The organism is Methylobacterium sp. D54C, assembly GCF_053345595.1.
Genome location: NZ_JBKFAK010000008.1, coordinates 156314 through 181525, shown reverse-complemented (window position 1 = coordinate 181525; position 25212 = coordinate 156314). Strand labels below are relative to the sequence as shown.

25 protein-coding genes are annotated in these 25212 nt (G+C 73.4%); 14 read left to right on the top strand and 11 right to left on the bottom strand.

Going from position 1 to position 25212, the window contains the following annotated elements; translation table 11 throughout:
* The first annotated feature begins 3 nt into the window (after positions 1-3).
* On the top strand, positions 4-903 hold the full coding sequence (locus ACLBYB_RS18140) for a transglutaminase family protein (protein WP_447693350.1): 900 nt from the start codon (positions 4-6) through the stop codon (positions 901-903).
* 123 nt (positions 904-1026) lie between these two features.
* On the opposite strand, the gene ACLBYB_RS18135 is transcribed toward ACLBYB_RS18140, so the two are convergent.
* The 3 genes from ACLBYB_RS18135 to ACLBYB_RS18125 form a co-directional block, all read right to left on the bottom strand.
* Entirely contained in the window at positions 1027-1638 is a 612-nt protein-coding gene (locus ACLBYB_RS18135; RefSeq protein WP_020093309.1) for a pyridoxamine 5'-phosphate oxidase family protein, read from the bottom strand.
* A gap of 7 nt (positions 1639-1645) precedes the next feature.
* The gene (locus ACLBYB_RS18130) at positions 1646-3352 is read right to left on the bottom strand and encodes a lysine--tRNA ligase (protein WP_447699587.1); all 1707 of its coding nucleotides are present in this window, start codon (positions 3350-3352) and stop codon (positions 1646-1648) included.
* Between the two features lie 204 nt (positions 3353-3556).
* Positions 3557-4504 (bottom strand): transporter substrate-binding domain-containing protein, encoded by a 948-nt coding sequence (locus tag ACLBYB_RS18125; protein ID WP_447699586.1) that lies wholly within the window; start codon positions 4502-4504, stop codon positions 3557-3559.
* Between the two features lie 45 nt (positions 4505-4549).
* On the opposite strand from ACLBYB_RS18125, the gene ACLBYB_RS18120 reads away from it, so the two are divergent.
* The 6 genes from ACLBYB_RS18120 to ACLBYB_RS18095 all read left to right on the top strand — a co-directional run bounded on the left by ACLBYB_RS18120 (position 4550) and on the right by ACLBYB_RS18095 (position 9137).
* Positions 4550-6433, top strand: a complete 1884-nt coding sequence (locus ACLBYB_RS18120; protein WP_447699585.1) for a glycosyltransferase family 2 protein — start codon at positions 4550-4552, stop codon at positions 6431-6433.
* A 130-nt stretch (positions 6434-6563) separates the two neighbouring features.
* Positions 6564-6809 carry a hypothetical protein gene (locus ACLBYB_RS18115; RefSeq protein WP_042672728.1) on the top strand — a complete coding sequence of 82 codons (246 nt, stop codon included), beginning with the start codon at positions 6564-6566 and terminating at the stop codon, positions 6807-6809.
* 127 nt (positions 6810-6936) lie between these two features.
* Positions 6937-7173 (top strand): hypothetical protein, encoded by a 237-nt coding sequence (locus ACLBYB_RS18110; RefSeq protein WP_056523116.1) that lies wholly within the window; start codon positions 6937-6939, stop codon positions 7171-7173.
* An 85-nt stretch (positions 7174-7258) separates the two neighbouring features.
* On the top strand, positions 7259-8176 hold the full coding sequence (gene mazG, locus ACLBYB_RS18105) for a nucleoside triphosphate pyrophosphohydrolase (RefSeq protein ID WP_447699584.1): 918 nt from the start codon (positions 7259-7261) through the stop codon (positions 8174-8176).
* A 131-nt stretch (positions 8177-8307) separates the two neighbouring features.
* Positions 8308-8685 (top strand): hypothetical protein, encoded by a 378-nt coding sequence (locus tag ACLBYB_RS18100; RefSeq protein WP_447699583.1) that lies wholly within the window; start codon positions 8308-8310, stop codon positions 8683-8685.
* A 122-nt stretch (positions 8686-8807) separates the two neighbouring features.
* A complete protein-coding gene (locus ACLBYB_RS18095; RefSeq protein ID WP_447681767.1) occupies positions 8808-9137 on the top strand; it encodes a hypothetical protein in 330 nt (109 codons plus the stop codon).
* Between the two features lie 69 nt (positions 9138-9206).
* Here the strand turns inward: ACLBYB_RS18095 and ACLBYB_RS18090 are convergent, their stop codons facing one another.
* The 5 genes from ACLBYB_RS18090 to pabB form a co-directional block, all read right to left on the bottom strand.
* Positions 9207-9752: a YciE/YciF ferroxidase family protein gene (locus tag ACLBYB_RS18090; protein ID WP_447699582.1), complete on the bottom strand. Its 546-nt coding sequence runs from the start codon at positions 9750-9752 to the stop codon at positions 9207-9209.
* A gap of 425 nt (positions 9753-10177) precedes the next feature.
* Positions 10178-10702, bottom strand: coding sequence for a DoxX family protein (locus tag ACLBYB_RS18085; RefSeq protein ID WP_447699581.1), 525 nt, complete (start codon positions 10700-10702; stop codon positions 10178-10180).
* Positions 10699-11562 carry an aminotransferase class IV gene (locus tag ACLBYB_RS18080; protein ID WP_447699580.1) on the bottom strand — a complete coding sequence of 288 codons (864 nt, stop codon included), beginning with the start codon at positions 11560-11562 and terminating at the stop codon, positions 10699-10701. The genes ACLBYB_RS18085 and ACLBYB_RS18080 overlap by 4 nt, the downstream gene beginning before the upstream one ends.
* Positions 11549-12163 carry an anthranilate synthase component II gene (locus ACLBYB_RS18075; protein WP_042672743.1) on the bottom strand — a complete coding sequence of 205 codons (615 nt, stop codon included), beginning with the start codon at positions 12161-12163 and terminating at the stop codon, positions 11549-11551. The genes ACLBYB_RS18080 and ACLBYB_RS18075 overlap by 14 nt, the downstream gene beginning before the upstream one ends.
* Positions 12160-13533, bottom strand: coding sequence for an aminodeoxychorismate synthase component I (gene pabB / locus ACLBYB_RS18070; protein ID WP_447699579.1), 1374 nt, complete (start codon positions 13531-13533; stop codon positions 12160-12162). The genes ACLBYB_RS18075 and pabB overlap by 4 nt, the downstream gene beginning before the upstream one ends.
* A 357-nt stretch (positions 13534-13890) precedes the next feature.
* Here pabB and rimO point away from each other — a divergent pair, with 357 nt between their 5' ends.
* The 3 genes from rimO (at position 13891) to ACLBYB_RS18055 (ending at position 17033) form a co-directional block, all read left to right on the top strand.
* Entirely contained in the window at positions 13891-15237 is a 1347-nt protein-coding gene (gene rimO, locus ACLBYB_RS18065; protein ID WP_447699578.1) for a 30S ribosomal protein S12 methylthiotransferase RimO, read from the top strand.
* 204 nt (positions 15238-15441) lie between these two features.
* Positions 15442-16524 (top strand): DNA polymerase IV, encoded by a 1083-nt coding sequence (dinB, locus tag ACLBYB_RS18060; RefSeq protein WP_447699577.1) that lies wholly within the window; start codon positions 15442-15444, stop codon positions 16522-16524.
* Positions 16525-16808: 284 nt separating this feature from the next.
* Complete coding sequence (locus ACLBYB_RS18055) at positions 16809-17033, top strand: hypothetical protein (RefSeq protein WP_132367652.1); 225 nt, start codon at positions 16809-16811, stop codon at positions 17031-17033.
* Positions 17034-17081: 48 nt separating this feature from the next.
* On the opposite strand, the gene ACLBYB_RS18050 is transcribed toward ACLBYB_RS18055, so the two are convergent.
* The 3 genes from ACLBYB_RS18050 to ACLBYB_RS18040 all read right to left on the bottom strand — a co-directional run bounded on the left by ACLBYB_RS18050 (position 17082) and on the right by ACLBYB_RS18040 (position 18995).
* Positions 17082-17282, bottom strand: coding sequence for a hypothetical protein (locus ACLBYB_RS18050; protein ID WP_020093291.1), 201 nt, complete (start codon positions 17280-17282; stop codon positions 17082-17084).
* 99 nt (positions 17283-17381) lie between these two features.
* A complete protein-coding gene (gene pncA / locus ACLBYB_RS18045; RefSeq protein WP_042672749.1) occupies positions 17382-18008 on the bottom strand; it encodes a bifunctional nicotinamidase/pyrazinamidase in 627 nt (208 codons plus the stop codon).
* Positions 18009-18017: 9 nt separating this feature from the next.
* The gene (locus tag ACLBYB_RS18040) at positions 18018-18995 is read right to left on the bottom strand and encodes a quinone oxidoreductase family protein (protein WP_020093289.1); all 978 of its coding nucleotides are present in this window, start codon (positions 18993-18995) and stop codon (positions 18018-18020) included.
* A 190-nt stretch (positions 18996-19185) separates the two neighbouring features.
* Between ACLBYB_RS18040 and ACLBYB_RS18035 the strand changes: the two genes are divergently transcribed.
* The 4 genes from ACLBYB_RS18035 (at position 19186) to ACLBYB_RS18020 (ending at position 25134) form a co-directional block, all read left to right on the top strand.
* Positions 19186-19482, top strand: a complete 297-nt coding sequence (locus ACLBYB_RS18035; RefSeq protein ID WP_020093288.1) for an FAD assembly factor SdhE — start codon at positions 19186-19188, stop codon at positions 19480-19482.
* A 25-nt stretch (positions 19483-19507) separates the two neighbouring features.
* A complete protein-coding gene (locus ACLBYB_RS18030; protein ID WP_020093287.1) occupies positions 19508-19738 on the top strand; it encodes a hypothetical protein in 231 nt (76 codons plus the stop codon).
* A gap of 381 nt (positions 19739-20119) precedes the next feature.
* Entirely contained in the window at positions 20120-23716 is a 3597-nt protein-coding gene (gene mfd / locus ACLBYB_RS18025) for a transcription-repair coupling factor (protein ID WP_447699576.1), read from the top strand.
* A gap of 65 nt (positions 23717-23781) precedes the next feature.
* Complete coding sequence (locus ACLBYB_RS18020; protein WP_447699575.1) at positions 23782-25134, top strand: AmpG family muropeptide MFS transporter; 1353 nt, start codon at positions 23782-23784, stop codon at positions 25132-25134.
* Positions 25135-25212: the final 78 nt, after the last annotated feature.

Sequence of the window (25212 nt, the reverse complement as noted above, 5' to 3'; positions counted from 1 at the left end):
GGGATGATCTACACGCTGCGCCACCGCACCGCCTACCGCTACGGCCGGCCGGTGCACTTCGCCCGCTGCACCCTGCGGCTCAAGCCGCAGGATTGCGAGGGCCAGAGCGTGCTGGCGAGCGCCGTCACGATCGACCCGAGCCCCGCCCGCGCGGTGATGCGGCGCGACTATCTCGGGATCGACGCGGTGGCGATCACCCTGGAGACGCCCCACACCACCTTCAGCGTCGAGGCGCTCTCCACCGTGCGGGTCGAGCGCCCGGCCCCGCCGCCGCCCGAATCCGGGATGCCCTGGGAGCGGGTCCGCGACGCCGTTCTCGCCGGGCGCGACCTCGGCGGCCGGGCGCCGGTGCACTTCCTGTTCCCGAGCAGCCGGGTGCCGCTGCTGCCCGCGATCACCGACTACGCGCGGCCGAGCTTCGCCGCAGGCCGCAGCGCCTACGGGGCGGCCCACGACCTGATGCTGCGGATCGGCCGGGATTTCCGCTTCGATTCCAAGGCCACCACCGTCTCGACGCCGCTCGCCGACTCCTTCGCGCTCCGGGCCGGGGTCTGCCAGGACTTCGCCCACGTGATGATCGCGGCCCTGCGCGGCATGGGCCTGCCCGCGGCCTATGTCAGCGGCTACCTGCGCACGGTGCCGCCGCCCGGCCGGCCGCGCCTGCGCGGGGCGGATGCGAGCCACGCCTGGGTGGCGGTCTGGTGCGGCGCCGGCTGGCTCGGCCTCGACCCGACCAACGGCGTCGCGGTGCGGGACGACCACATCGTGGTGGCCCGCGGCCGCGATTACGGCGACGTGGCGCCGGTCGACGGCATCGTCAGCGGCTCGGGCAAGCAGCGCCTCAAGGTCGAGGTCGACGTCATCCCCGACACCGAGACGCGGGATCTCGCGCTGGTGGGATGAGGTGACGCTCCGGCATCGCGAGCGCAGCGAAGCGACCCAGGGCGGCGCGACATCCCCGAAGGTGGCGCGACACCGGATCGCTCCGCTCCGCCCGCAAGGACGGGGATGTCGCGGACGCCACCCTCACCACATCGACTTGGCCGCCCGCTCCGGCCATTCCGCGTCGTAGCGCTGGCCGCCGACCTCGCCCGCGGTCAGCGCCGCCAGGATCGCCCCCGGCGTCGGCAGGCTTCCCGGGTCGACGCGGGCTTCCGGATCCCACAGCCCGGCCCGGATGATCGCCCGGGCGCACTGGAAGTACACCTCCGCGACGGTGATCACGAGGGCGGTGCGCGGCGCGTGGCCGTCGACCCGGAACGAGGCGAGCAGGTCCGGGTCGGCCGAGATCACCGCCCGGCCGTTCACACGCAGCGTCGTGCCCGAGCCCGGGATCAGGAACAGCAGCGCCACCCGCGGGTCGCGCACGACGTTGCGGAGCGAGTCGATCCGGTTGTTGCCGCGCCGGTCCGGCAGGATCAGCGTGCGCGGGTCGGCGACCCGCACGAAGCCCGGCCGGTCCCCGCGCGGGCTGCAATCGAGCCCTTCCGGGCCGGCGGTCGCCAGCACCGCGAAGGGCGAGGCCGCGATCAGCGCCGCGTAGTCCGGCGTGATCGCGGCCGCCACCTTCACCGTCGAGGCGGGCGCCAGGGGCGCGCTGTAGAGCGCCTCCAGCGCGGCGAGATCGTCGACGATCATCGCGCCCTCACGCGACCGGGGCGGCCTTGCCGGCCGCGAAGGCTTCGTGCTCCGCGACCAGCGCCCCCGACAGCGCCGCGGCGATCAGGCCCCGGGTCTCGTCGACGCCGTAGAGGGCCACGAAGGAGCCGAACCGGGGTCCGCGCGCCTCACCGAACAGCACGTTGTAGAGGCTCGTGAACCACGCCTGCGACACGCCGGGCCGCCCGTCCGGGCTCTTGGCCTTGCCGGACGTGTCGGGGAAGTGGCGCCGGCCGACCTCGTAGACCGCCGCCTGCAGGGCCTCGGGATCGGTGGAGCCGGCATGCTCGGCCAGCGTCTCCGACAGGTCCTCCAGGGCCGCCCGCTCCTCGGGCGTCGGCGCCCGGTAGGTCTTGGCCGGCCGCACGAAGTCCGAGAAGTACTTCAGGGCGTGCTTCACCAGCCGGTCGAGGCCCGGATGGGTCTCCGGCCCGGTCCGCGGCGCGTAGCGGCGGATGAAGCCCCACAGCACCGCCGGATCCTCGGTGTTGGCGACCGCCGCGAGGTTGAGCAGCATCGCGAGGGTCAGGCTCGCGCCCTCGACCCGCTCGGGCTCCGGCGGGGTGCCGGCGTGGAGGTGCCAGACCGGGTTGCCCAGCCGCAGCTTCGCGTCCTGGCCGGCGTAGCGGTCGAGGAAGCCGATATACTCGTCGACGTGCCGGGGGATCACGTCGAAGAACAGGCGCTTGGCCTCGCGCGGCTTGTTGTACATGAACAGGGCGAGCGATTCCGGCGTGCCGTAGGTGAGCCACGCGTCGATCGTCAGGCCGTTGCCCTTCGACTTCGAGATCTTCTGCCCCTTCTCGTCGAGGAACAGCTCGTAGTTGAAGCCCTCCGGCGGCTCGCCGCCGAGCGCCCGGGCGATCTTGGCCGAGAGCTTGACCGAGTCGATCAGGTCCTTGCCGGCCATCTCGTAATCGACGCCGAGCGCCACCCAGCGCATCGCCCAGTCGGGCTTCCACTGCAGCTTGGCGTGGCCGCCGGTCACCGGAGTCTCGTAGCGCTCGCCCGTGGCGGGATCGCGCCACACGATCGTGCCGCTCTCCGCCCTCACCTCGTCGATCGGCACCTGCATCACGTGGCCGGTGACCGGGTGGAGCGGCAGGAACGGCGAGTAGCTCGCCGAGCGCTCGGCCCGCAGCGACGGCAGCATGATCTCCATCACGGAATCGTAGCGCTCCAGCACGCGCAGCAGCGTCGCGTCGAACACGCCCGCGCGGTAGCACTCGGTCGCCGAGCGGAACTCGTAACTGAAGCCGAAGGCGTCGAGGAAGCGGCGCAGCTCGGCGTTGTTGTGCGCCCCGAAGCTGTCATGGGTGCCGAACGGGTCCGGCACGCGGGTGAGCGGCTGGTTGAGGTGCGCGGCCAGCATCTCCCGGTTCGGGACGTTGTCGGGAACCTTGCGCAGCCCGTCCATGTCGTCCGAGAAGGCGATCAGCCGGGTCGGCACCGCGTCGCGGGTGAGCACCCGGAAGGCGTGGCGCACCATGGAGGTGCGGGCGACCTCGCCGAACGTGCCGATATGCGGCAGGCCCGACGGGCCGTAGCCGGTCTCGAACAGCACCTCGGTCTTGCCGGATTTCTCCAGCCGCGCCACGAGCTTGCGCGCCTCCTCGAAGGGCCAGGCGGCGGCGTTGGCGGCGGCCTCGATCACGTCGGCGTCGAGGGTCAGGGCTGGGGGAGCGGCGGGCATGTCGTCGGGGGTGATCTTCGGGGCTGAACGCGGATAGGGCGCGCGCACCCTAGAGCGGTTCGCACCGGAGCGGAACGCCCTCGGCCCGCATGGCGCGCATCTCCGCGTCGGTGGCGCGGCCGCCGCGGGCCGCGGCATCGGCGGCGTCCCGCTCCTCCGCCGCCTCCTGGGGCGGCGGCAGACGGAAGCCCCGCGCCCGTCTCCTCAGAACGGGCTCACCGGGAAGAACCGCAGGTACAGCTCGGTGTACTTGCCGTCGTCCCAGACCCGCTGGAGCGCGTCGTCCAGCGCCCGGGAGAGGGCGGCGTCCTCCTGGCGGGTGATCAGGCCGATCCCCTCCCCGAAATAGCGGTTCTCGAGGTAGTCGCCGCCGGTGAGCGCGCAGCAACTCTCCGCGTCCTGGCCGCCGACGAACAGGGCGAGGTTGAGGCCGTCGGCGAACAGGTAGTCGATTTCGCCGCGCTTGAGCGCGCTCTCGGCCGCCGTGAGATCGGTGAAGTCCTTCGGCACGGCCTTCGGGAAGAACGCCTTGAGGTAGGCCGCGTGGGCGCTGCCGGCGATGACCCCGACGCTGCGGCCGGCGAGCGCCGCCGCGGAGGGGACCGGCAGGCCCTTGTCGGCCCGGGCCGCGAAGCGCGCCGGCCAGCGGAAATACGGCCGCGTCGCCAGGAATCGCGACCGCAGGGACGCGGTCAGCGGGATGGCGGCCGCGACCACGTCGCCCTGCTTGCCGTCGAGGGCGTCGAGCAGGGTGTCGAAGCGGCGCGCCTGCACCGTGCAGGTGATCGTCAGCTTCTCGCAGACCGCCCGGGCGAGTTCGACCACGAAGCCCGTCGGGTTGCCGTCGGGGCCGGCGAAGTGCAGCGGCGGGAACTCGTCGTCCGTGAGGAAGCGGACCGCCCGGCCGGTCTGCGGCGCCTCCACGCGCTCGCCCCGGCTGCGCGGGTTCCAGAAATCCGGGATCGTGACGGCGGGGGTGGCGGTGACGCCCGTGGCCGGCGCGGCCGGGGGCGCCGCGGCGGCGGCCGGCCCCGCGAGGAGCGCCGCGACCGCGGCCGCCGCGATCCGGGATGGGATGGCTGTCCTATCGCCTCTTGACGACGGGGACGGGGCGGTGCTCCTCTTGGAGCGCGGGGGCGGGGACTGGCTCACCCCCCTCCTCTACCACGTCCTCGGGCCGCCGGGGGAGCGCGCGGCGTGTCGTTCCAGCGCCCGCCCGCGGGGCCGGAGGGCCTGCCGCCGGAGATCGCCTTCCTGCTGGACGAGGGCGTCGATGCGCGGCTGCTGGCCCGGGCCGCCGCCGCGGCGGCCGCGGCCGGGACCGACGCGGCGACCGCGCTGATGAATGCCGGCCTGATCGCGGAATCGGCCTACTACGCGGCCCTGGCCCGGGCGCTCGGCGCCCCCTACCTCGACGGCCCGATCCCGTTCGGCCTGGGCCTGCGCTTCCCCGACAGCCTCGTGGCCGGCCTCGCGCCGCTGGCGCCGGGCGCGGTGGCGCCCTGGGTCCTGGCGCCCCGCGGGCGGGCGATCGCGGACCTCCTCGACGCCGCCGGCCGCGCCGCTGGCCACGCCGCCGTGCCGGCGATCACCAGCCCTACCCGCCTGCGCGAGGCCGTGTTCGCGTCCGTGCCCGGGCAGGTGGCGGATCACGCGGCGCACGACCTGCGGCGGCACGGCCCCGAGTGGGCGGCCGCCCCCGAGCCGGCCTTCCGCTGGCTGCTGGTCCTCGCCCTCGGCGGGACCGCCGCGCTCTGCCTGTGCGCGGCGCTGCCGGCCCCGCTGGCGCGCGCGGTGATGACGGCCGGGCAGGTCCTGTTCCTGGCCATGGCGACCCTGCGGATCGCGGCCCTCGCCATCGCGGCCCCGGTCGCCGCGGAGGCGGTGGTGCCCCTCGCCGAGGCCGACCTGCCAGTCTACACGATCCTCGTCCCCCTCCACCGCGAGGCGGCGGTGGTGCCGGACCTGCTCAGGGCGCTCTCCGCCCTCGACTATCCGGCCGCCAAGCTCGACATCAAGCTGCTGCTCGAGGCGGACGACGCGGAGACCGCCGCGGCCCTCCCCCGCGACACCCTCCCGGCCCGGTTCGAGGTGATCACGGTGCCGCCGGGCGGCCCGCGCACCAAGCCGCGGGCGCTCAACGCCGCGCTGCCGCTGGCCCGCGGCACCCTGATCACGGTCTACGACGCCGAGGACGTGCCCGATCCCGGGCAACTGCGGCTGGCGGCCGCCCTGTTCGCGCGCCTACCCGCGCGGACCGCCTGCCTCCAGGGGCGGCTCGTGATCGACAATGCCGGCGATTCGCGCCTCGCCCGTGCCTTCGCCCTCGAATATGCCGGGCTGTTCGACGTGCTGAACCCGGCCTTCGCCCGCTGCGGCTTGCCGGTCCCGCTGGGCGGCACCTCGATGCACCTGCGCACCGTCGTGGTGCGGGCTCTGCACGGCTGGGACGCCCACAACGTCACCGAGGACGCGGATCTCGGCCTGCGCCTCGCGCTGGCGGGCTACACCGTCGGCGACCTGCCCAGCCCTACCTTCGAGGAGGCGCCGGCCCGCCTCGGGCCCTGGCTCGGCCAGCGCACCCGCTGGCTGAAGGGCCTGGTCCAGACGAGCCTCACCCACGGGCGGCACCCGCTGGCCAACGCCCGCAGGCTCGGCGGCCTGGAGACGCTCTGCGCCGCCGCCCTGGTCCCCGGGACGGTGGTCTCGGCGCTCGCCTACCCGGCCTGCCTCGCCGCGGCGGCGTGGTCCTTCCTGGTCCGGGACATCCCGGTCGCCCCCGTCTTCCTGGACAACCTCTCCACGGGGCTCGCCATCACGCTGTTCGGGACGGGGCTCGCCGCCCTGGTCCTGCCCGCCCTCGTCGGCTGCGCCCGGCGCGGCTGGGGGGACCTCGCCCGGTCGGTCCCGTGGATGCCGGTCTACTTCCTGCTGGTCAGCCTCGCCGCGTGGCTGGCGCTGATCGAGCTGGTCCGGGCGCCGCTGCGCTGGAACAAGACCCGGCACGGCCTCGCGCGGACCTCCCGCAGCGGCCGCCGGCGGCGGGCGTACCCTGCGACAGCCTGCGACACCGGGACGTGACCGGACGGCGGCGGATGCGCGTCGGCTTGATCTGGATCAGTCGCGGGCCCGCGCCGGGCCGCTAGCTTGGCCAGCCGGCTCCCGCCCGCGCCGCGGGCGGCCGGTGATTCGCCTCGCGTGGGTCCAAGCGATGCCGGCCTATCACCTCCGACGCACCCTCGAGCACGCGGACGGCCGCTGCGGCCTCGCCTTCGCCAGCGACCGCCTGGAGGCGGACGACGCGGAGGCGGCGATCCGCCGCGCCCGCGACCTGTGCCGGACCGCCGCCAACATGCTCCTGACCGGGGCGGTGCTGACCGATTCCCTCGGCCGGATCCTGTGGTCGTTCACCCTGGCGCTGGCCCGGGAGCCGCTCTGCGTCCGGCCGACGAGCTGAGGCCCCCGGCGGAACCCGCGCGGATCGGCGCGCCGTGCAACGCCCGCGGCCCGCGCGCCGTTGTCCCGCACGGGCGCGGCCCGGAGAGGCCGAGAGTGCGGCCGAGCGAGCTGCCGGGAGAGCTGCCATGAGCACGATCGCGATCCTGATCGGCACGAAGGCGGGGGCGCGCCTCCTGGCCGCCGCCTCCGAGCGGGAGGCGGCCCTCTCGGCCGAGGCCTTCCTGCTGCGCCTGCCCGTCCGCGCCCTCCCGGCGCCGCTCTGGGTGCAGTGCGCCGACCCGGCGGTCAGCGGCCGCCTCACCGGCTACCTGAACGGCCTGCAGGCCGAGCAGGTGCGCGAGCGCGACCCGAGCCGGGTCTGAGGCCCTGCGCTGAGGACCGGCGCTGAGGACCGGCGATCCGCGAGACGCATTTCCCTGCGCCGCGCCATGCTCTAACCCCGTCCGCATGAGCGAGACACGCGACGCGGACCGGTCCGGGGCGAAGGGGGGGCGGGACGCCGATCCCGCCGCGGAGGCGCCCCTGGGCCGGCTCTTGCGCCTGATGGCGACCCTGCGCGATCCCGTCGCCGGCTGCCCCTGGGACGTGGCGCAGAGCTTCGCCACCATCGTGCCCTACACGATCGAGGAGGCCTACGAGGTCGCCGACGCGGTGGCGCGGGGCGACCTCCGCGACCTGCGCGACGAGCTCGGCGACCTGCTGCTCCAGGTGGTGTTCCACGCCCGCATGGCCGAGGAGCGGGGCGCCTTCGCGTTCGACGACGTGGCCCGCGCCATCGGCGACAAGCTGATCCGGCGCCATCCCCACGTCTTCACCCCGGACGGCGCGCCCCTGCCCGCCGGCTCGCCCCTGCTCGACCCCGCGGCGGTCGAGGCCCAGTGGGCGGCGATCAAGGCGCAGGAGCGGGCGGCCCGGCAGGGGGAGCGGCGGGACGCGGGGCTCGCGCCGGACCCGGCGCCCGGCCCCCTCGGCGGCGTCGCGCGGGCGCTGCCGGCCCTCGCCCGGGCGGAGAAGATCTCCCGGCGGGCGGCCGCCTACGGCTTCGACTGGGACGACGCCGCCCAGGTCGTCGACAAGGTCCGCGAGGAGACCGACGAGGTCGCCGAGGCCCTGGCGGCGGGCGACCCGGAGGCCCTGTCCGAGGAGATCGGCGACCTCCTGTTCTCGGTGGCGAACCTCGCGCGGCACGCCGGGATCGACCCGGAGACGGCCCTGCGCGACGGCACCGCCAAGTTCGAGCGCCGCTTCGCCGCCATGGCGCGCCATCTCGCGGCGTCCGGGGGCGCCCTCGGCCGCTCCGACCTCGCCGCCATGGAGGCGGCGTGGCGGGCGGCCAAGCGCGACGAGGCGGCGGGCGGGGCTTAGCGGCGCTGTCAGGCGGCGCCGCGCCGTACGCTCGCGGCCCGAGATGCCGGCCCGTCGCGGCGGATCCGTCGGGCTCCGAAACGGTGATCCGACGCGTTGGCGTTCCGGAGGGCGGGCGTTAAACCCGTGCCATGTTCGACGACGCAGCCGCTCAGCGCTATCTCGCGGGACTGGCCCCCGTGGCGGCGGGATCGGTGCGCTGGCTCATCTACGATCACGACCGGCAATGGGTCTCGGTCGTGGACGGTGATCTGGCGTCCCTGCGGCAGGATTGCCTGCACGTCCTCGGTGCCACCGAGGAGGCCGACGCCACCACGTCCCTCGTCGACGCGATCCGCGAGTTCCTCGCCGAAGGGACGGAGCGCACCCCGCAGATCGTCGCCCTCTCGTGCGCCGTGCTGATGCAGAGCGTCGGGGATCTCGACGCGGTCTTCGATCGGATCCGGTCCGGCGTCATGGCAACCCTCGTCTACGCCGAGGACGTCGTGGTCAGGCCCGTCGCCGGGTAGCGCGGATCGGCCCTCGCCCGGACGCGCCGCCCGACCGGGCTGGCTGCCTTCGCGGCGATCCTCCGCGGCTCCCCCGCGCGGCGAGGGCTCGACACGTCGCGGCGCGCGGATATGTTCCGCGCATGCGCTTCGCCCTGCCCGCCCTCGCCGTCCTCGCCGTCACCGCCGCCCTGTCCCGGCCGGCCGCGGCCGAGACCATCCTCCAGGAGCGGTTCGGGTGCCACACCCAGGAGGTCACGGACCGCCTGTTCAAGCTGGTCATGGCGGGCGACGAGTCCGGGTTCGGCCAGCTGCTGCAGGGCAGCCTCGCCAGCGGCGAGTGCCGGTCGTTCAAGCCCGGCGAGGAGGTACGGCTCGAGTCCCGGACGATGAGCTACGGCTGCCTCGCCCTGAAGGACACCCAGGATCGCTGCTACTGGACGCCGCTGAGCGCCATCGAGAAGGCGAACTGACGCCGCCGGCCCGGGCCGCGGCGAACCGGCGCCCGGGGGCGCCGGCCCGCCCGCGCGGCCGGAACGCGGTCAGGCGGCCTTCCTGCCCCTGCCCTTCGACGCCTCCGCGTCCGGCTCCGCTCCGCCGGGCTCGCCCGCGGCGTTGATCGACTCCGCGATCTTCGAGAGCAGCGCGTCGGTCCGCTTCTCCTCCTGCAGGGTCTCGTCCAAGAGCTCGGCGGCGTCCGCGTAGCCGAGCTGGGCCGCCCAGGTCTTCAGGGTGCCGTAGCGGGCGATCTCGTAATGCTCCACCGCCTGGGCGCAGGCGGCCAGCACCGCGTCGGCGGCCGGGCTGTCGGCGAAGTCGTCGAGATCCTCCTCCATCTCCGAGACGATGCCCTGCATCGCCTCGCAGGTCTTGGCCCGGGCCGGCTTCCCGATGATCTCGAAGACCTGCGTCAGGCGCTCCACCTGCTGGGCGCTCTCCTCGGCATGGGTCTCGAAGGCCTGGCGCAGCTCGTCGTGCTCCGCCGCCCGGGCGGATTTCTTGAGGGCTTTCACCGACTGCTTCTCGGCGTAGTAGACGTCCTTCAGGGTCTCGTAGAAGGCGTCCTGCAGCGTCTTCTGCTTGGCCATTCGGTCTGTCTCCGCTGGGGTCCGCGCGCCGGGTTCGGCGGCGTCCTCCGGGGAACTCCGGTCCGGCCGGCCGTATCCGGGCGATATCTTCGCCCTGTGGAGGAACCTTTCGGGGCTCAGCCGCCCGCCCCGTCCGGGCGCGGCTTCCGGCTGCCCCGCGGCGCGCCGCCCGGCTTCGGGCGCAGGCGGTCGAGGACCGTTTCCAGGGCGCGCTCCACCGCGTCGCGGTCCGGCACGGTCTCCGGCACCGCGTCAGGCGGAGGCGGGGGCGATCGGCCCGGGTCGCGGCGCTTCGGCATGTCGTCCGCCCGTATCGCCGCCGGGCCGACCGGTCTTCCGGCCCGCGCGGCGGCTTCCGGCCGGTCGATCGGCCAGGATCCTGGGATCAAAGCCTGCCGGGATCCGGGGATCCCGGGATCCTGTGATCAAGGTTCGCGGATGGTTGCCGGCGCGTCGGGATCCGGACCTTTCGGCGGCCGTGCCGGATCACCGGAGATCCCGGTCGCGGCGGATCTGCGGCGGCCGCCGAACGGCCAGTCGATCAGGCCGCCGGCCCAGAGCGCCGCCCAGACGAAGACCGGCTGAAACGCGAGCCGCGGCCCGTGGTACCACCAGGAATCCGGGATGCCCTCGACGTGGACGTGCTCGAACGCGTGCTTGAGGTTCGCCGGGTAGACGCAGACCGCGTAGAGGGCGAGGCCGAGCGCGGCCGCCCGGCGGAACCGCCCGGTGAGGAGGCCGACCGCGCCGGCGATCTCGCACAGGCCGGTCGCCAGGATGACGAGCCGCGGCTGCGGCACCCAGTCGGGCATGAGCGGCAGCATCGCGTCGGTCGCCACGAGGTGGACCACGCCGATGAACCCGTAGATCGCCGCGAGCGCGTAGCGCAGCCGGCGCCGCCAAGTCTCGATTGCCCCCTCGATTGACGCCTCGATCGCTCCCTCGGTCACGCGACCGCGTCCTCCGTGACGCCGCAGGCCTGCGCCACGCGGGCGCGCAGGGCCGCCACGAGGCGGGTCACCGCCGGATGGCCGGCGCCCGGGCCGGCGCCCGGGAAGGCCGTGTCGCCGATGGCCGTCACGGGGGCCAGGAGCCGCAGGGAGTTGGTCAGGAACACAGCCTCCGCGCCGAGGAGATCGGGCAGGCCGAGCGACCGTTCCTCGGCCCGCAGCCCGCATCCGGCGGCGAGACCCAGCACCTCCGCCCGCACGATGCCGGCGAGCACGCCGTCCCCGAGCGGGGGCGTCACCAGATTGGCGCCGAACAGGGCGAAGAGATTGCCGGTGCCCGCGCAGGCGACGCGGCCCCGGGTGTTGCGGAACAGCGCCTCGTCGAACCCCGCGGCGGCGGCCTCGCGGGCGGCCAGCACCGCGTCGAGATAGCCCAGCGTCTTCAGGCGGGCGGCGGGGGAGGTGTCGTTGCGGGCGATGGCCGTCGGCCACAGGCGCAGGGGCGCGAAGGACGCGGCCCTGGCGCTCGCGGCCGCGGTGGCGAACAGGGTCGGGTTCGGCGCGTCCGGCGGCCTCAGGCCGCGTGGGCCGGAGCCGCGCGTCAGCGTGGTCCGGATCGCGAGCCGCTCCCCCTGACCCGCGAGGTCCCGCATGGCCGCACGGATCCGCTCGGGTTCGGCGGGGATCCCCAGCGTCTCCGCGGAGGCCACGAGCCGGGCGATATGGGCGTCCTCGAAGGCGACGCGGCCGCCGAGCGCCAGTGCGGTGTCGAACAGGCCGTCGCCGAGCGTCAGGCCGCGGTCGGTGTGGTCGAGCGGAGCCGTGGTTCCGGGCAGAGGCGCCCCGTCACGCCACAGCATCGCGGCGCCCCTCCGGCCTCTCCCGCCACGCGCGGGCGAGATCCAGGAAATTGGCGAACAGGGCGTGGCCGCCCTCGGTCAGGACCGATTCCGGGTGGAACTGGATGCCGTAGGTCGGGTGGGTCCGGTGCGACAGCGCCATCACCTCCCCCTCCTGCGAGACCGCGTCGACCGAGAGGTGTCTTTCCATGTCGGGGCCGGGATTCACGACCAGCGAGTGGTAGCGCCCGACCGGCATCGGCGCCGGGATTCCGGAAAACAGGCGCTCGCCGGTATGGGCGATCGGCGTCATCTGCCCGTGGAGGGGGCGCTGTGCCCGCGCGACCGTGCCGCCGAAGGCCGCGCCGATCGCCTGATGGCCGAGGCAGACGCCGAGGATCGGCACCGCGCCCGACAGGTCGCGGATCGCCGGCAGGGAGATCCCGGCCTCCGCGGGGGTGCAGGGCCCGGGCGAGACCACCAGGGCCTCCGGCTCCAGCGCCCGGATGCCGGGGACGTCCAGCGCGTCGTTGCGCACGACCCGGACCGTCTCGCCGAGCTCCTCCAGGTAACGGACGACGTTGAAGACGAACGAGTCGTAATTGTCGAGGACGAGGATCATGCGAAGGCCTCGAACACGCGGGCGGCCTTGGCCAGGGTCTCGTCGTATTCCGGGCCGGGCTCCGACAGCAGCGTCACCCCGCCCCCGGCCTGCAGGACCGCCTGCCGGTCGTCCATGAACACGGTGCGGATCGCGATCGACGTGTCGAGCGCCCCGTCGAAGCCGATCCGGCCGATGGCGCCGCAGTAGAGTTCCCGCGCGTCGCCCTCGATCTCCGTGATGATGTCCATGGCGCGGATCTTCGGCGCGCCCGTGATCGAGCCGCCCGGGAAGGTCCCTTCCAGGAGGTCGAGGGCGTCGAGCCCGTCGCGGAGGTCGCCGGTCACCACCGACACCAGATGGTGGACGTTGGCGTAGGTCTCCAGGCCGCACAGGGTCGGCACGGCGACGCTGCCCGGCGCGCAGACCCGCGACAGGTCGTTGCGCAGCAGGTCGACGATCATGACGTTCTCAGCCCGCTCCTTGACGCTGGCCTGGAGCGCCTCGGCCGCCGCCCGGTCGGCCGCCGGGTCGTCGAGGCGGCGGGCGGTGCCCTTGATCGGGCGCGTCTCCACGTGCCGCCCGTCGAGGCGGATGAACCGCTCCGGCGAGGACGAGGCGACGGTCAGGCCCTCCTGTTCCAGGTAGGCCCCGAAGGTCGCCGGGTTGGTCTCGCGCAGCCGCCGGTAGAGGGCGAACGGGTCGAAGCCGGCCGGCAGGTCGGCCACGAAGCGCTGGGCGATGTTAGCCTGGTAGATGTCGCCGGCCCGGATATAGGCGCGGACCTTTTCGACTGCTTCTTCATAGCTTTGGCGGTCGAAGTTCGAGCGCCACGCGAGCGGCTGGGCCGGCCGGGCGGGGGCTGGGACCGGCGGCTCCGCGCCGCCGAGCAGGTCGGCGAAGCGGGCGAGCCGCGCCTCCGCGCGGGCCCGCCGCGCGTCCGGCGCGGTCTCGGGGAAACCCGTGGCGACGAGCCGGCCCGTGCCGGCGGCGTGGTCGACGACCAGCGCGGTGTCGTAGAGGTTCAGCGCGATGTCGTCGGTGAGCCCCGCCCGCCGGGCGGGCGGCGCCACCCGCTCCAGCGCCGCGCCGAGATCGTAGGCGAGGTACCCGATCGCCCCGCCGGGGAACGGCTCCGGCCCGGCCTCGAGCCGGTAGGGTTCGAGGCAGGCCCGGAGCGCGGCCATCGGGCCGCCCGCCACCGGCCTCCCGTCGAGGGTCGCGCGCCCGTCGCGGTAGCGGAACCGCGCGAACGGGTCGGCGGCCACGATCGAGTGCCGCCCCAGCGGGTCGTGCCGCATGGCGCTGTCGAGGAAGGCGAGCCCCGGCAGGGCGCGCAGCCGGGCCGCCGCCGCGACGGGATCGATGAAGGGGATCTCTCGGGTCCACATGACCGGGTTCGGGGCCGTTATCCTCGGGCTGTGCGTCATCCGCTGCCGTCGCACAGGCGATGCCGCGGGGGAAGCGGCAGTTCCACGCAGGCCCCGCCGCCGCGCGCGGGCGGGCCGTGTCCGGGGCGCAGGGCCGCGCCGCCCAGGCCTGATGTGGGGTCTGAGGAGCCTGCCGCAAAGCTCTGCCGTTACGATAGGATCCGCGCCCGGGCTCAGGCTCGCGCGCAGGGCCGGGCACCTCTGCGGCGGCCGGCCTCGCGCGGAGGCGCGGGAGCCTGTATAGGGTCCCGACCCCGAATTCCTGGTCCCGCGCGCCGGGCGGCCGATCGCCCCGCCGGACTGTCCGACCCGAATGCCATGACCGCCACGCCCGCTCCCCGCGGCCCCGCTCCCGGCGCCGCCCCGAAAATCTCGTTCGTCTCGCTGGGCTGCCCGAAGGCGCTGGTCGATTCCGAGCGGATCCTCACCCACCTGCGCGCCGAGGGGTACGAGCTGGCCCGGCGGCACGACGGCGCCGACGTGGTGATCGTCAACACCTGCGGCTTCCTCGATTCCGCCAAGGCGGAGTCGCTCTCGGCCATCGGCGAGGCCATGGCGGAGAACGGCCGCGTCATCGTCACCGGCTGCATGGGCGCGCAGCCGGAGGAGATCCGCGAGAAATACCCCGACCTCCTGGCGGTGACCGGGCCCCAGGCCTACGAGTCGGTGGTGGCGGCCGTCCACGAGGCGGTGCCGCCGGCCCACGACCCGTTCCTCGACCTCGTGCCGCCGCAGGGGATCAAGCTCACCCCGCGCCACTACGCCTACCTGAAGATCTCGGAGGGGTGCAGCAACCGCTGCAGCTTCTGCATCATCCCGAGCTTGCGCGGGAACCTCGTCAGCCGCTCCGCCGCCGACGTGCTGCGCGAGGCCGAGAAGCTGGTGAAGGCCGGCGTGAAGGAGCTGCTGGTCGTCAGCCAGGACACCAGCGCCTACGGCGTCGATATCCGCTACAGTGAGAGCCCGTGGCGCGACCGCCAGGTCCGCGCCAAGTTCTACGACCTGACCCGGGAACTCGGCGAGCTCGGCGCCTGGGTGCGGCTGCACTACGTCTACCCCTACCCGCACGTGGACGAGGTCATCCCGCTGATGGCCGAGGGCAAGGTGCTGCCCTACCTCGACATGCCGCTCCAGCACGCGAGCCCCTCCGTGCTCAAGCGCATGCGCCGCCCCGGCAACCAGGAGCGCCAGCTCGACCGGATCCGCAGCTGGCGGCAGACCTGCCCGGATCTCGCGATCCGCTCGACCTTCATCGTCGGCTTCCCCGGCGAGACCGAGGCCGAGTTCGAGGAGCTGCTGGCCTGGTTGCAGGAGGCCAAGCTCGATCGGGTCGGCTGCTTCGAGTACGAGCCGGTGGCCGGCGCCACCGCCAACGCGCTGGGCGACCTCGTGCCGCCGGCGGTGAAGGCCGAGCGCAAGCGCCGGTTCATGGAGACCCAGAACGGCATCGCGCTCCGGCTGCAGCGGGCCAAGGTCGGCAAGCGGCTGCCCGTCATCGTCGATTCCGTCGAGGGCGGGGTGGCGCGGGGCCGGTCCAAGGCCGACGCGCCGGAGATCGACGGGACCGTCCACGCCGCGTTCCGGCGCCCGGTGCGGGTCGGCGACATTGTCACGGTGAAGATCGACCGGGCCGAGGCCTACGACCTCTACGGCAGCGTCGCCTGACGGCAGACCCCGTCTTTGCGAGCGCAGCGAAGCAATCCAGGGATGCGCTGCGCTCGAGGACGTCGCGCTGCCCTCTCGTCGCTTCGCTGCGCTCGCGACGACGGGCGGACTCCTGTTGACGCCGCGTCCGGCGCGGCTTGACCCCGCCCGCCCCGCGCGGTCTTTCGGAACAGATCAGGAACTTGGTCGGGACCCGAGGCGGCGATGGATCCGGAGGTCGCGCTCCGAAAGATCATCCACATCGACATGGACGCGTTCTACGCCTCCGTGGAGCAGCGCGACGACCCGTCGCTGCGCGGCCGGCCGCTGGCGGTCGGCGGCTCCCGGGAGCGCGGGGTGGTGGCCGCTGCGAGCTACGAGGCCCGAGAATTCGGTGTCCGCTCCGCCATGCCGTCGGCCACCGCGCGGCGGCTGTGCCCGGACCTGCTGTTCGTGAAGCCGCGCTTCGAGGTCTACCGGGCGGTCTCCGAGGAGATCCGGGCGGTCTTCGCCCGGCACACGGCCATCATCGAGCCGGTGGCCCTCGACGAGGCCTATCTCGACGTCACCGAGAACCTCCAGGGCCTCCCGACGGCGACGGCCGTGGCGAAGGCGATCCGGGCCGAGATCCTGGAACGGACCGGACTCATCGCCTCGGCCGGGGTCTCGTACAACAAGTTCCTCGCCAAGGTGGCGTCCGACCACCGCAAGCCCGACGCCCTGTTCGTCATCACCCCCGCCATGGGGCCGGACTTCGTGGCCGCGCTGCCGATCGGCCGGTTCCACGGCGTCGGCCCGGTCACCGAGGCGAAGATGAAGCGGCTCGGGATCGAGACCGGGGCGGATCTGCGCGCCTGGACGCCGGAGCGCCTGCGCGAGACCTTCGGCTCCGCGGGCGCCTACTACCACGCGGTCGCCCGGGGCATCGACGCGCGGCCGGTGCGCGCCCACCGGGTGCGCAAGTCGATCGGCGCCGAGACCACCTTCTCGGACGACACGGCCGCCTTCGAGGTCCTGGCCGCCCGGCTGGCGCCGCTGTTCGACAAGGTCTGGGCGGGCGCCGACGCCAAGGGCATGCGCGCCCGGACCGTGACCCTGAAGCTCAAGTTCTCGGATTTCGCGCAGGTCACCCGGGCGAAGTCCCTCGCCGTGCCGGTGGCCGACCGGGCCGCCCTGGAGCGGATCGGCCTCGACCTGCTCGCCGGCCTGTTCCCGCTGCGCCGCAGCGCGCGGCTGATCGGGGTGTCGCTGTCGGGCTTCGCGCAGGACGCGCCGGAGGCGCCGCTCCAGCTCGGGCTGGCGCTCTGACACGGCCTCCGGGGCAGGCCCACGCTCCGTCATCACGGGCGCAGCGAAGTGACCCAGGGCAGCAGGACATCGGTCAGCGTGGCTCTGGCCCTGGATCGCCTCGCTCCACTCGCAACGACGACGGTGGGGGAGCATCAACCGGAAAGCGATGGAGCCGCCGCCGTCATGCACGACACGGCGCCTGTGCGGTTCCGCACGTCGGGAAGGCCGGGTCGATCGCAGAGCGGAGCGATCCGGTCCGGATCAGGGTTTCTCGAGCCCGCGCGAACACAAGGACCCTGTCGATGCCGAAGCACGCCCGCCTGGCCCTGGCCGCCGCGCTTCTATCGGCCTTCGCGGCGGGCGCCGCCCGCGCGGACGGCACATCCGCTTTCGGGGCCGCCAACGCGGCCCAGCTCCGGGGCTACACCGCGAGCCCGGCCCAGGTCTACGTTCCGGCAGGCGGCCCGAGCGCCAGGCCCGCGGCCCCCGCACCGCAGCGGCCGAAGGCGCCGGCGCGCAGTCGCTGAGATCGACCCGGGCCGCGCCGGCCCGGGCATCCGATCACGCGTTCTCGGTCACGCGTTCTTGCGCGGCCGGTGGTCGGGGTCGATGCCGCCATCGAGCTTCGTCTCGTTGTCGACGTCGCCCTCGAAGGTCGAATCCGCCTGCAGATCCGCCGGGTCGGCGCCGCTCATCCCCTTCGAGGTGCCGATCCCGGGATTGCCCTTCAGGTCGGCGTCCGTGGGCGTGTCGGTCTTCGGGTGCTTGGATGACATGCAGGCTCCTGTCGGATGCTGATGTCGGGCCAACGCGTCGGCGCGGGGCCGGTCTCCCGCGCGGCGTGCGGCGGTTCGCCTCCCGGTCCCCGCACGCCCTCAGCCGATCTCCGCCGCCGCGATCCGGCGGACGCCCGCCGCCTCCATCCGCGCCCAGGCCCGCGCGAGCGACCCGTCCACGTCGATCCCGCGCACCGCGTCCGCCACCACGAGGACGTCGAACCCCGCGTCGCGCGCGTCGAGCGCGCTCCAGGCGACGCAGAAATCGGTGGCGAGGCCGCACACGGCAACGCGGGTGATGCCGCGCTCCCGGAGCGCCCCGGCGAGGCCGGTGCGCGTGGCCCGGTCGGCTTCCAGGAAGGCCGAGTAGCTGTCGACCCGCGGATCCAGCCCCTTGCGCACCACCAGGCTCGCCCGGTCGGTGGCGAGGTCCGGCGCGAAGGCGGCCCCGGGGCTGCCCTGGACGCAGTGGCGCGGCCACAGCACCTGCGGCCCGTAGGGCAGCGTCACGGTCTCGAACGGGGCCCGCCCCGGATGGGTCTCGGCGAAGGAGACGTGATCGGCCGGATGCCAGTCCTGCATCAGCACCACGTGCCGGAAGCGGTGCTGGAGGTCGTTGATCGGGCCGATCACCGCGTCGCCCCCCGGGACGGGGAGCGCCCCGCCCGGCAGGAAGTCGACCTGCACGTCGACGACGAGGAGCAGGTCGGCGTTGCCGGGCGTCACGGTCGGTCCCTACGGCAGCATCACGATCGAGCCGGTGGTCTCCCGGCCCGCGAGGTCGCGGTGCACCTGCTGCGCCTCGGCCAGCGGGTAGGTGGCGTTGACGGCGATCTTCACCGCGCCGTCGCGGACCACCTTGAACAGGCGGGCGGCCGCCTCCTCGAGGGTGGCACGGTTCGACGAGAAGGTCGCGAGCGTCGGGCGCGTCACGTAGAGCGAGCCGCGCGGGGCCAGCAGGCCGAGGTCGAGCCCGGTGATCGCCCCGGAGGCCGAGCCGAAGCTCGCCAGCAGGCCGAGCGGCGCGAGGCTGTCCAGGGAGCCCATCAGGGTCGCCTGCCCGACGCCGTCGTAGACCACCGGCACGCCCTTGCCGCCGGTGATCTCGCGCACGCGCTTGGCCACGTCCTCCTCGCGGTAGAGGATGACGTGGTCGCAGCCGTTCTGCTTGGCGAGCTCCGCCTTCTCGGGGCTGCCGGCGGTGCCGATCACGGTGGCGCCGAGGTGCTTGGCCCACTGGCACGCGATCAGGCCGACGCCGCCGGCGGCGGCCTGCCACAGGATCGTGTCGCCGGGCTTCACCGCGTAGGTCCGGTGCAGCAGGTACTCGACGGTCAGGCCCTTGAGCATCATGGCGGCGGCGGTCTTCTCGTCGACGCCGTCGGGGATCGGCACGGCCGCCGAGGCCGGGATCACCGGCTCCTCGGCGTAGCAGCCGTCCGCGACCGAGCCGTAGGCGACCCGGTCGCCGGCCTTGAACTGGGTCACGCCCTCGCCCACCGCCGTGACGGTGCCGGCGCCCTCCTTGCCGGGGGTGTAGGGCATGTGCGGGGACTTGTAGGCGCCGGTGCGGAAGTAGATGTCGATGAAGTTGACGCCGATGGCGGCCTGCCTGACTCGGATCTGCCCGGGGCCCGGCTCGGCCAGGGGCACGTCCTCGAAGCGCATCACCTCGGGACCGCCGTACTCGTAGACCCGGATCGCCTTCGGCATCGTTGGACTCCCGCTCGCCGCCCCGTCCGGGGCGTTGCAGCCCGAGATAACGGACCGCCCGCCGGAGGCAATTCGTTTTTGGCCTCTCGCGCCCCGGTTGTAACCCGCCCGGCCGCGGTCCCGTTCTGGATCCGCCGGACCCAGACGCCTATCTAGGCCCTGCCAGTCCCTGAGCCGAGGTCCGACATCCATGTCCGGCACCACCCGCACGAGCGCCGACCTCGATCCGCGCCGCCGCCGCCTCCTCTACCGCGCCTGGCACCGGGGCATCCGCGAGATGGACCTGATCATGGGCCGCTTCGCCGATGCCGAGATCGGCGACCTCTCGGAAGCGGAGCTCGACCAGTTCGAGGCGCTGATCGAGGTGCCGGACCGCGACCTGTTCAAGTGGCTGACCGGCGAGGTCGAGACGCCCACGAACTACGACACGTCGGTCTGGCGGCGGGTGCGGGCGTTCCACCGGCACGACGCGCCGATCCACTCCTGAGAGCGACCGGTCGAGAGTGCCCGCGATGGACGAACCGAAGCCCAACTACGATCACCCGGCCCGGTCGATCGCCACCGAGCTGGTGGTGCGCATCATGCTGGAGATGATGGAGCGCTCCGATCCGGCGCTCCGCGCCGAGATCCTGCGGCAGGCGACGGCGCGCGCCGCCGCGATGACCGAGCACATGCCCAACGCGGACTTCTTCCGCGGCCGGGTCGAGGCGGCGCTGGCGGAGATCGTCGGGCCGGACGCCTGAGGGGCGTAAGTCGCGGACTTCCGTCGCATCCGATCGAAGCGCTCGGCCGATACGGCCCGCTCCGTCATCACGAGCGTAGCGACGTGACCCAGGGCAGCGCGACGTCCGAAGGTGCGGTGCTGCTGGATTGCTTCGCTGCGCTCGCAAAGACGATGGGACCGTCTCTTCCCCCCTGGGAGAGGCGATCCGCAAGGTGCTCTGGGCCGGGCCATGGGTGTCCCCGAAGCGCGGCCGAACAGCCGTTCCATGCCGCGGCAGAACCGCCATATAGGATGCGTTCAGCCGTGACCGCGGGGACGCTTTATCGCGGCGGCCCGATCGGCTAACGCCACCCGACCTCCTCCCCTGACGCGCCCGGCGGGATTTCCCGCGAAAGACCCGATGGCCAAGCCTCAGCCGAAGCCCCCCGCCCCCGCCGCCAAGCCGCAGGTCGCGCGCTTCGCGCTGCCGAAATCCTCCGCGCTCGCCCGGGCGATCGACGCCCTGAAGCGCGGCGACAGCCCGGTCCTGGCGAACGCCCCGGAGGGCTTCGACGCGCTGGCGCTCGCCGACCTCGCCCGCGCCCTGGCGCCCACCGTCGACGCGCCGGCGGTGCTGGTCCACGTGGCGCGCGATTCCGGGCGCTCGGCGGCCTTCCAGGCGGCCCTGGGCTTCGTCGCGCCCGAGATGGACGTGATGAGCCTGCCGGCCTGGGACTGCCAGCCCTACGACCGGGTCTCGCCGACGACGGCGGTCGCCGCCGCCCGGATGACGGCGCTCGCTCGCCTCGCCCGCACCCGCTCGGCCGAGGACCGCCCGCGCATCCTCTGCACCACGGTCAACGCCCTGGTGCAGCGGGTGCCGCCCCGCGCCCACATCGCCAAGGAGGCGTTCTCGGCGGCGATCGGCAACGTCGTGTCGATGGACGACGTGGTGGCCTGGGTCGAGGCCAACGGCTTCCTGCGCACCGGGACGGTGCGCGATACCGGCGAGTACGCGGTTCGCGGCGGCATCCTCGACCTGTCGCCCCCCGGCCTGCCGGCCCCGATCCGCCTCGACTTCTTCGGCGACACGCTGGAATCGATCCGCGCCTTCGACCCGGAGACGCAGCGCACCACCGGGCAGCTCCGCTCCCTCGACCTGATGCCGATGAGCGAGGTCCAGCTCACCACGGAGACCATCCGCCGCTTCCGCCAGAACTACATCCAGAGCTTCGGGGCGGCGACCCGGGACGACCGGCTCTACGAGACGGTGAGCGAGGGGCGGCGCTATGCCGGCCTCGAGCACTGGATGCCGCTGTTCTACGACCACCTCGACACGCTGTTCGACTACCTCGGCGGCGTGCCGCTGGTCTTCGACCCGCAGGTGGAGGACGCCGCCGCCGAGCGGATCGCGCTCGTCCAGGACTATTACCAGGCCCGCGAGGGCGCGATGAAGACGCCGCAGCCCGGCGTCGCCCCCTACAAGCCCCTGCCGCCCCGCGCCCTCTATCTGACGCCGAACGAGCTGAAGGAGCGGATCGGCACCGCCACCGTGGCGCGGCTGACCCCGTTCGCGCAGCCCGAATCGTCCGAGCGCGCGGTGATCGATTGCGGCGCCAAGGCCGGACGGAGCTTCGCGCCGGAGCGGGCCGACGAGAACGCCAGCGTGTTCGACGCCGCGGTGGCGCATATCCGCGACCTCCAGGGATCCGGTCATCACGTGATCCTGGGAGCCTGGTCCGACGGCTCCCGCGACCGGCTCTGCGGCGTGCTCACCGACCACGGCCTGAAGAAGCCGGTGGCGATCACCCGGCTCACCGACGTCTACGCGCTGAAGCGCGGCACCGACGCGGCCGTGGCGGTCTGGGGCCTGGAGGCGGGCTTCACCGCGGGCGAGCTCGCCGTCGTCTCCGAGGGCGACATCCTGGGCGACCGGCTGGTCCGCCAGAAGCGCAAGGCCAAGCGGCCCCAGGACGTGATCCTGGAGGTGCAGGCGCTCCAGCCCGGCGACCTCGTGGTCCACGCCGACCACGGCATCGGCCGCTTCGTCGGCCTCAAGACGATCCACGCCGCCGGCGCCCCGCACGATTGCCTGGAACTGCAATACACCGGCGGCCTGCTGCTCCTGCCGGTGGAGAATATCGAGCTCCTGACCCGCTACGGCTCGGAGGATTCCGAGGTCGCCCTCGACCGGCTCGGCGGCGGCGCGTGGCAGGCCCGCAAGGCCAAGATGAAGCGCCGCATCCTCGAGATGGCGGGCGAGCTGATCAAGGTCGCGGCCCAGCGCTTCGTCCGGAAGGCCCCGTCCCTGCAGGCGCCCGAGGGGCTCTACGGCGAGTTCGCCGCCCGCTTCCCGTTCGAGGAGACCGAGGACCAGGCCAACGCCATCGACGCGGTGCTGGACGACCTCAATGCCGGGCGTCCGATGGACCGGCTGGTCTGCGGCGATGTCGGCTTCGGCAAGACCGAGGTGGCGCTCCGCGCCGCCTTCGCGGCGGCGATCTCCGGCAAGCAGGTGGCGGTGATCGTTCCGACCACGCTGCTGGCCCGCCAGCACTACCGGACCTTCGCCGAGCGCTTCAAAGGGCTGCCGGTCCAGGTGGCGCAGCTCTCCCGCTTCGTCTCGGCGGGGGAGATGAAGCAGACCCGCGCCGGGCTCATCGCCGGCACGGTCGACATCGTGGTCGGCACCCACGCCCTCTTGGCGAAGAACATCGCCTTCAAGGATCTCGGCCTGATCATCGTGGACGAGGAGCAGCATTTCGGCGTCGCCCACAAGGAGCGGCTGAAGGCGCTCCAGGCGGACGTCCACGTGCTGACGCTCTCGGCGACGCCGATCCCGCGCACGCTCCAGCTCGCCATGACGGGGGTTCGCGAGCTCTCGATCATCGCCACCCCGCCGGTCGACCGGCTGGTGGTGCGCACCTTCGTGACGCCGTTCGACCCGCTGACCATCCGCGAGGCCCTGCTGCGCGAGCGCTACCGCGGCGGCCAGTCCTTCTACGTCGTGCCGCGGATCGAGGATCTGGCCGAGGTCAAGAAATTCCTCGACGCCGAGATGCCCGAGATCAAGGTCGCGGTCGCCCACGGCCAGATGGCGGCCGGCCAGCTCGAGGACGTGATGACGGCCTTTTACGAGGGCAAGTTCGACGTCCTGCTCTCGACCACGATCGTGGAATCGGGCCTCGACATCCCCACCGCCAACACGCTGATCGTCCACCGCGCCGACATGTTCGGGCTGGCCCAGCTCTACCAGCTGCGCGGCCGCGTCGGGCGCTCGAAGGCCCGGGCCTACGCGCTGTTCACGACCCCGGCGAACCGCCAGCTCACCGCCCAGGCCGAGCAGCGCCTCAAGGTGCTCCAGAGCCTCGACACGTTGGGCGCGGGCTTCCAGCTCGCCTCCCACGACCTCGACATCCGCGGCGCCGGCAATCTCCTGGGCGACGCCCAGTCGGGCCACATCAAGGAGGTCGGCTACGAGCTCTACCAGCAGATGCTGGAGGACGCGGTCACCGCGCTGAAGGCCGGCATCGAGGACGTGCCCGAGGAGGCGTGGTCGCCGACCATCGCGCTCGGCGCACCCGTCACGATCCCGGAGGACTACGTCGAGGATCTGGGTGTGCGGCTCGCCCTCTACCGGCGGCTCGCCACCATCCAGGACGATGCCGAGATGGAGAGTTTCGGGGCGGAACTCATCGACCGGTTCGGGCCGCTGCCGCCGGAGGTGGAGCAGCTCCTCAAGATCGGCACGATCAAGATCCTGTGCCTCAAGGCGAACGTCGAGAAGGTCGAGGCCGGGCCGAAGGGCGTGGTGGTTCATTTCCGCGACCGCTCCTACGCCAACCCGCAGGGGCTCGTGGCCTTCGTCGCCGAGCAGGCCTCGTTCGCGAAGGTGCGGCCCGACATGAGCGTCGTGTTCGTGCGCGAGCTGAACACGGTCCCGGCGCGGCTCAAGACCGCCACCGAGGTGCTGCGCAGCCTCGTGAAGATCGCCGAGCGGGGGAAGAAGGCGGCGTGAGGGGCGGGGGCGTCGCGCCCCGGCGAGCCCCCTCATCCTGCGGGGCGGCTTGAGGAGACGCGTGGATGGCAGACCCGGCGCCGATCACCGGCGCGCCCGAGCCGGTGAAGGCCGCGCCGGGCGCCTTCCTCACGCCCCTGTTCACCGACCGGCGCGTCGCCGCGGTGCTGGGGCTCGGCTTCGCGCAGGGTATCCCGTTCCTGCTCGTCTACGCGACGCAGTCGGCGTGGCTCGTCCAGGCGAAGGTGCCGCTCGCCACGATCGGGCTGATGAGCGAGCTCACCATCGCCTACAAGCTCAAGTTCCTCTGGGCCCCCTTCCTCGACCGCCACGACGCGCCGCTCATCGGCCGCTGGCTCGGGCGGCGCCGCGGCTGGATCGTCGCCACGCAGATCCTCGTCGCCCTGGCGCTGGCGGGCGTCGCCTTCGGCGACCCGGCCCACTGGCTCGCCTGGACGGTGGCGTTCTCCCTGGCGCTCGGCGTCGCGGGCGCCACCCAGGACGTGGTGATCGACGGCTGGCGCATCACCGCCGCGCCGCCCGAGCAGCAGGCGCTGATGTCGTCCTGGGCCGAGATCGGCTTCCGGATCGGCAACCTCGCGGCCGGCGCCGGCGCGCTCTACCTGTCCGACGCGTATGGCTGGCGCGTGGCCTACCTGTGCATGGCCGCGCTCATGGCGCCCGGCACGGTCGCGGCCCTGCTGGCGCCCGAACCCCCGGCCCCCGAGACCCCCGCCACCGGCGGCTTCGTCGAGACCGTCTGGGCGCCGATCCGCGACCTCCTCGCCCGGCTCGGGCCGCTCGCCCTGCCGGTGCTGGCGCTGGTCGCGGGCTTCCGGATGCCCGGCTACGTCTCGAACGCCATGGCGATCCCGCTGTTCAAGACGCTCGGCTACACCAACACCGACATCGCGACGGTGACGAAGCTGTTCGGCTTCTGGATCGCGCTCGGGGGCACCTTCCTAGCGAGCGCCATCATCCCGCGGATCGGCATGATGGCGAGCCTGCTCATCGGCACCGTGACGGCCTCGGCCTCGCACCTCGCGCTGGCCTACCTCGCCTGGCACGGCGGCCACGGCGGCGCGGCGTTCTGGACCTTCGCGCTGACCGTCGGGATCGACGGCTTCGCCTACGCCTTCGCGTCGATCGTGCTGATCACCTACATGTCGCGCCTCTCGGCCACCGCCCACGCGGCGAGCCAGTACGCCCTGCTGACCTCGCTCTGCGCCCTGCCCGGCAGCCTGCTCGCGGGGTTCTCGGGCTTCGTGATCGAGTGGACCGGGTTCGCGTGGTTCTTCGTCGGCACGTCCCTCATCGGCGTGCCGGTGGCCCTGCTCTGCCTGCTGGTCGCGCGCCGGCACGGGCCGATGGAGCCAGCGGCCGACGCGGCCGGGGACGCGCCGAATCGGGCCACCTGAGGCTGTGTCCCAACACGGGAACGCCCGCGGAAACTGTCTCTTTAGCGGGGATTAACCACAGCACGGCTTAATGGGGTG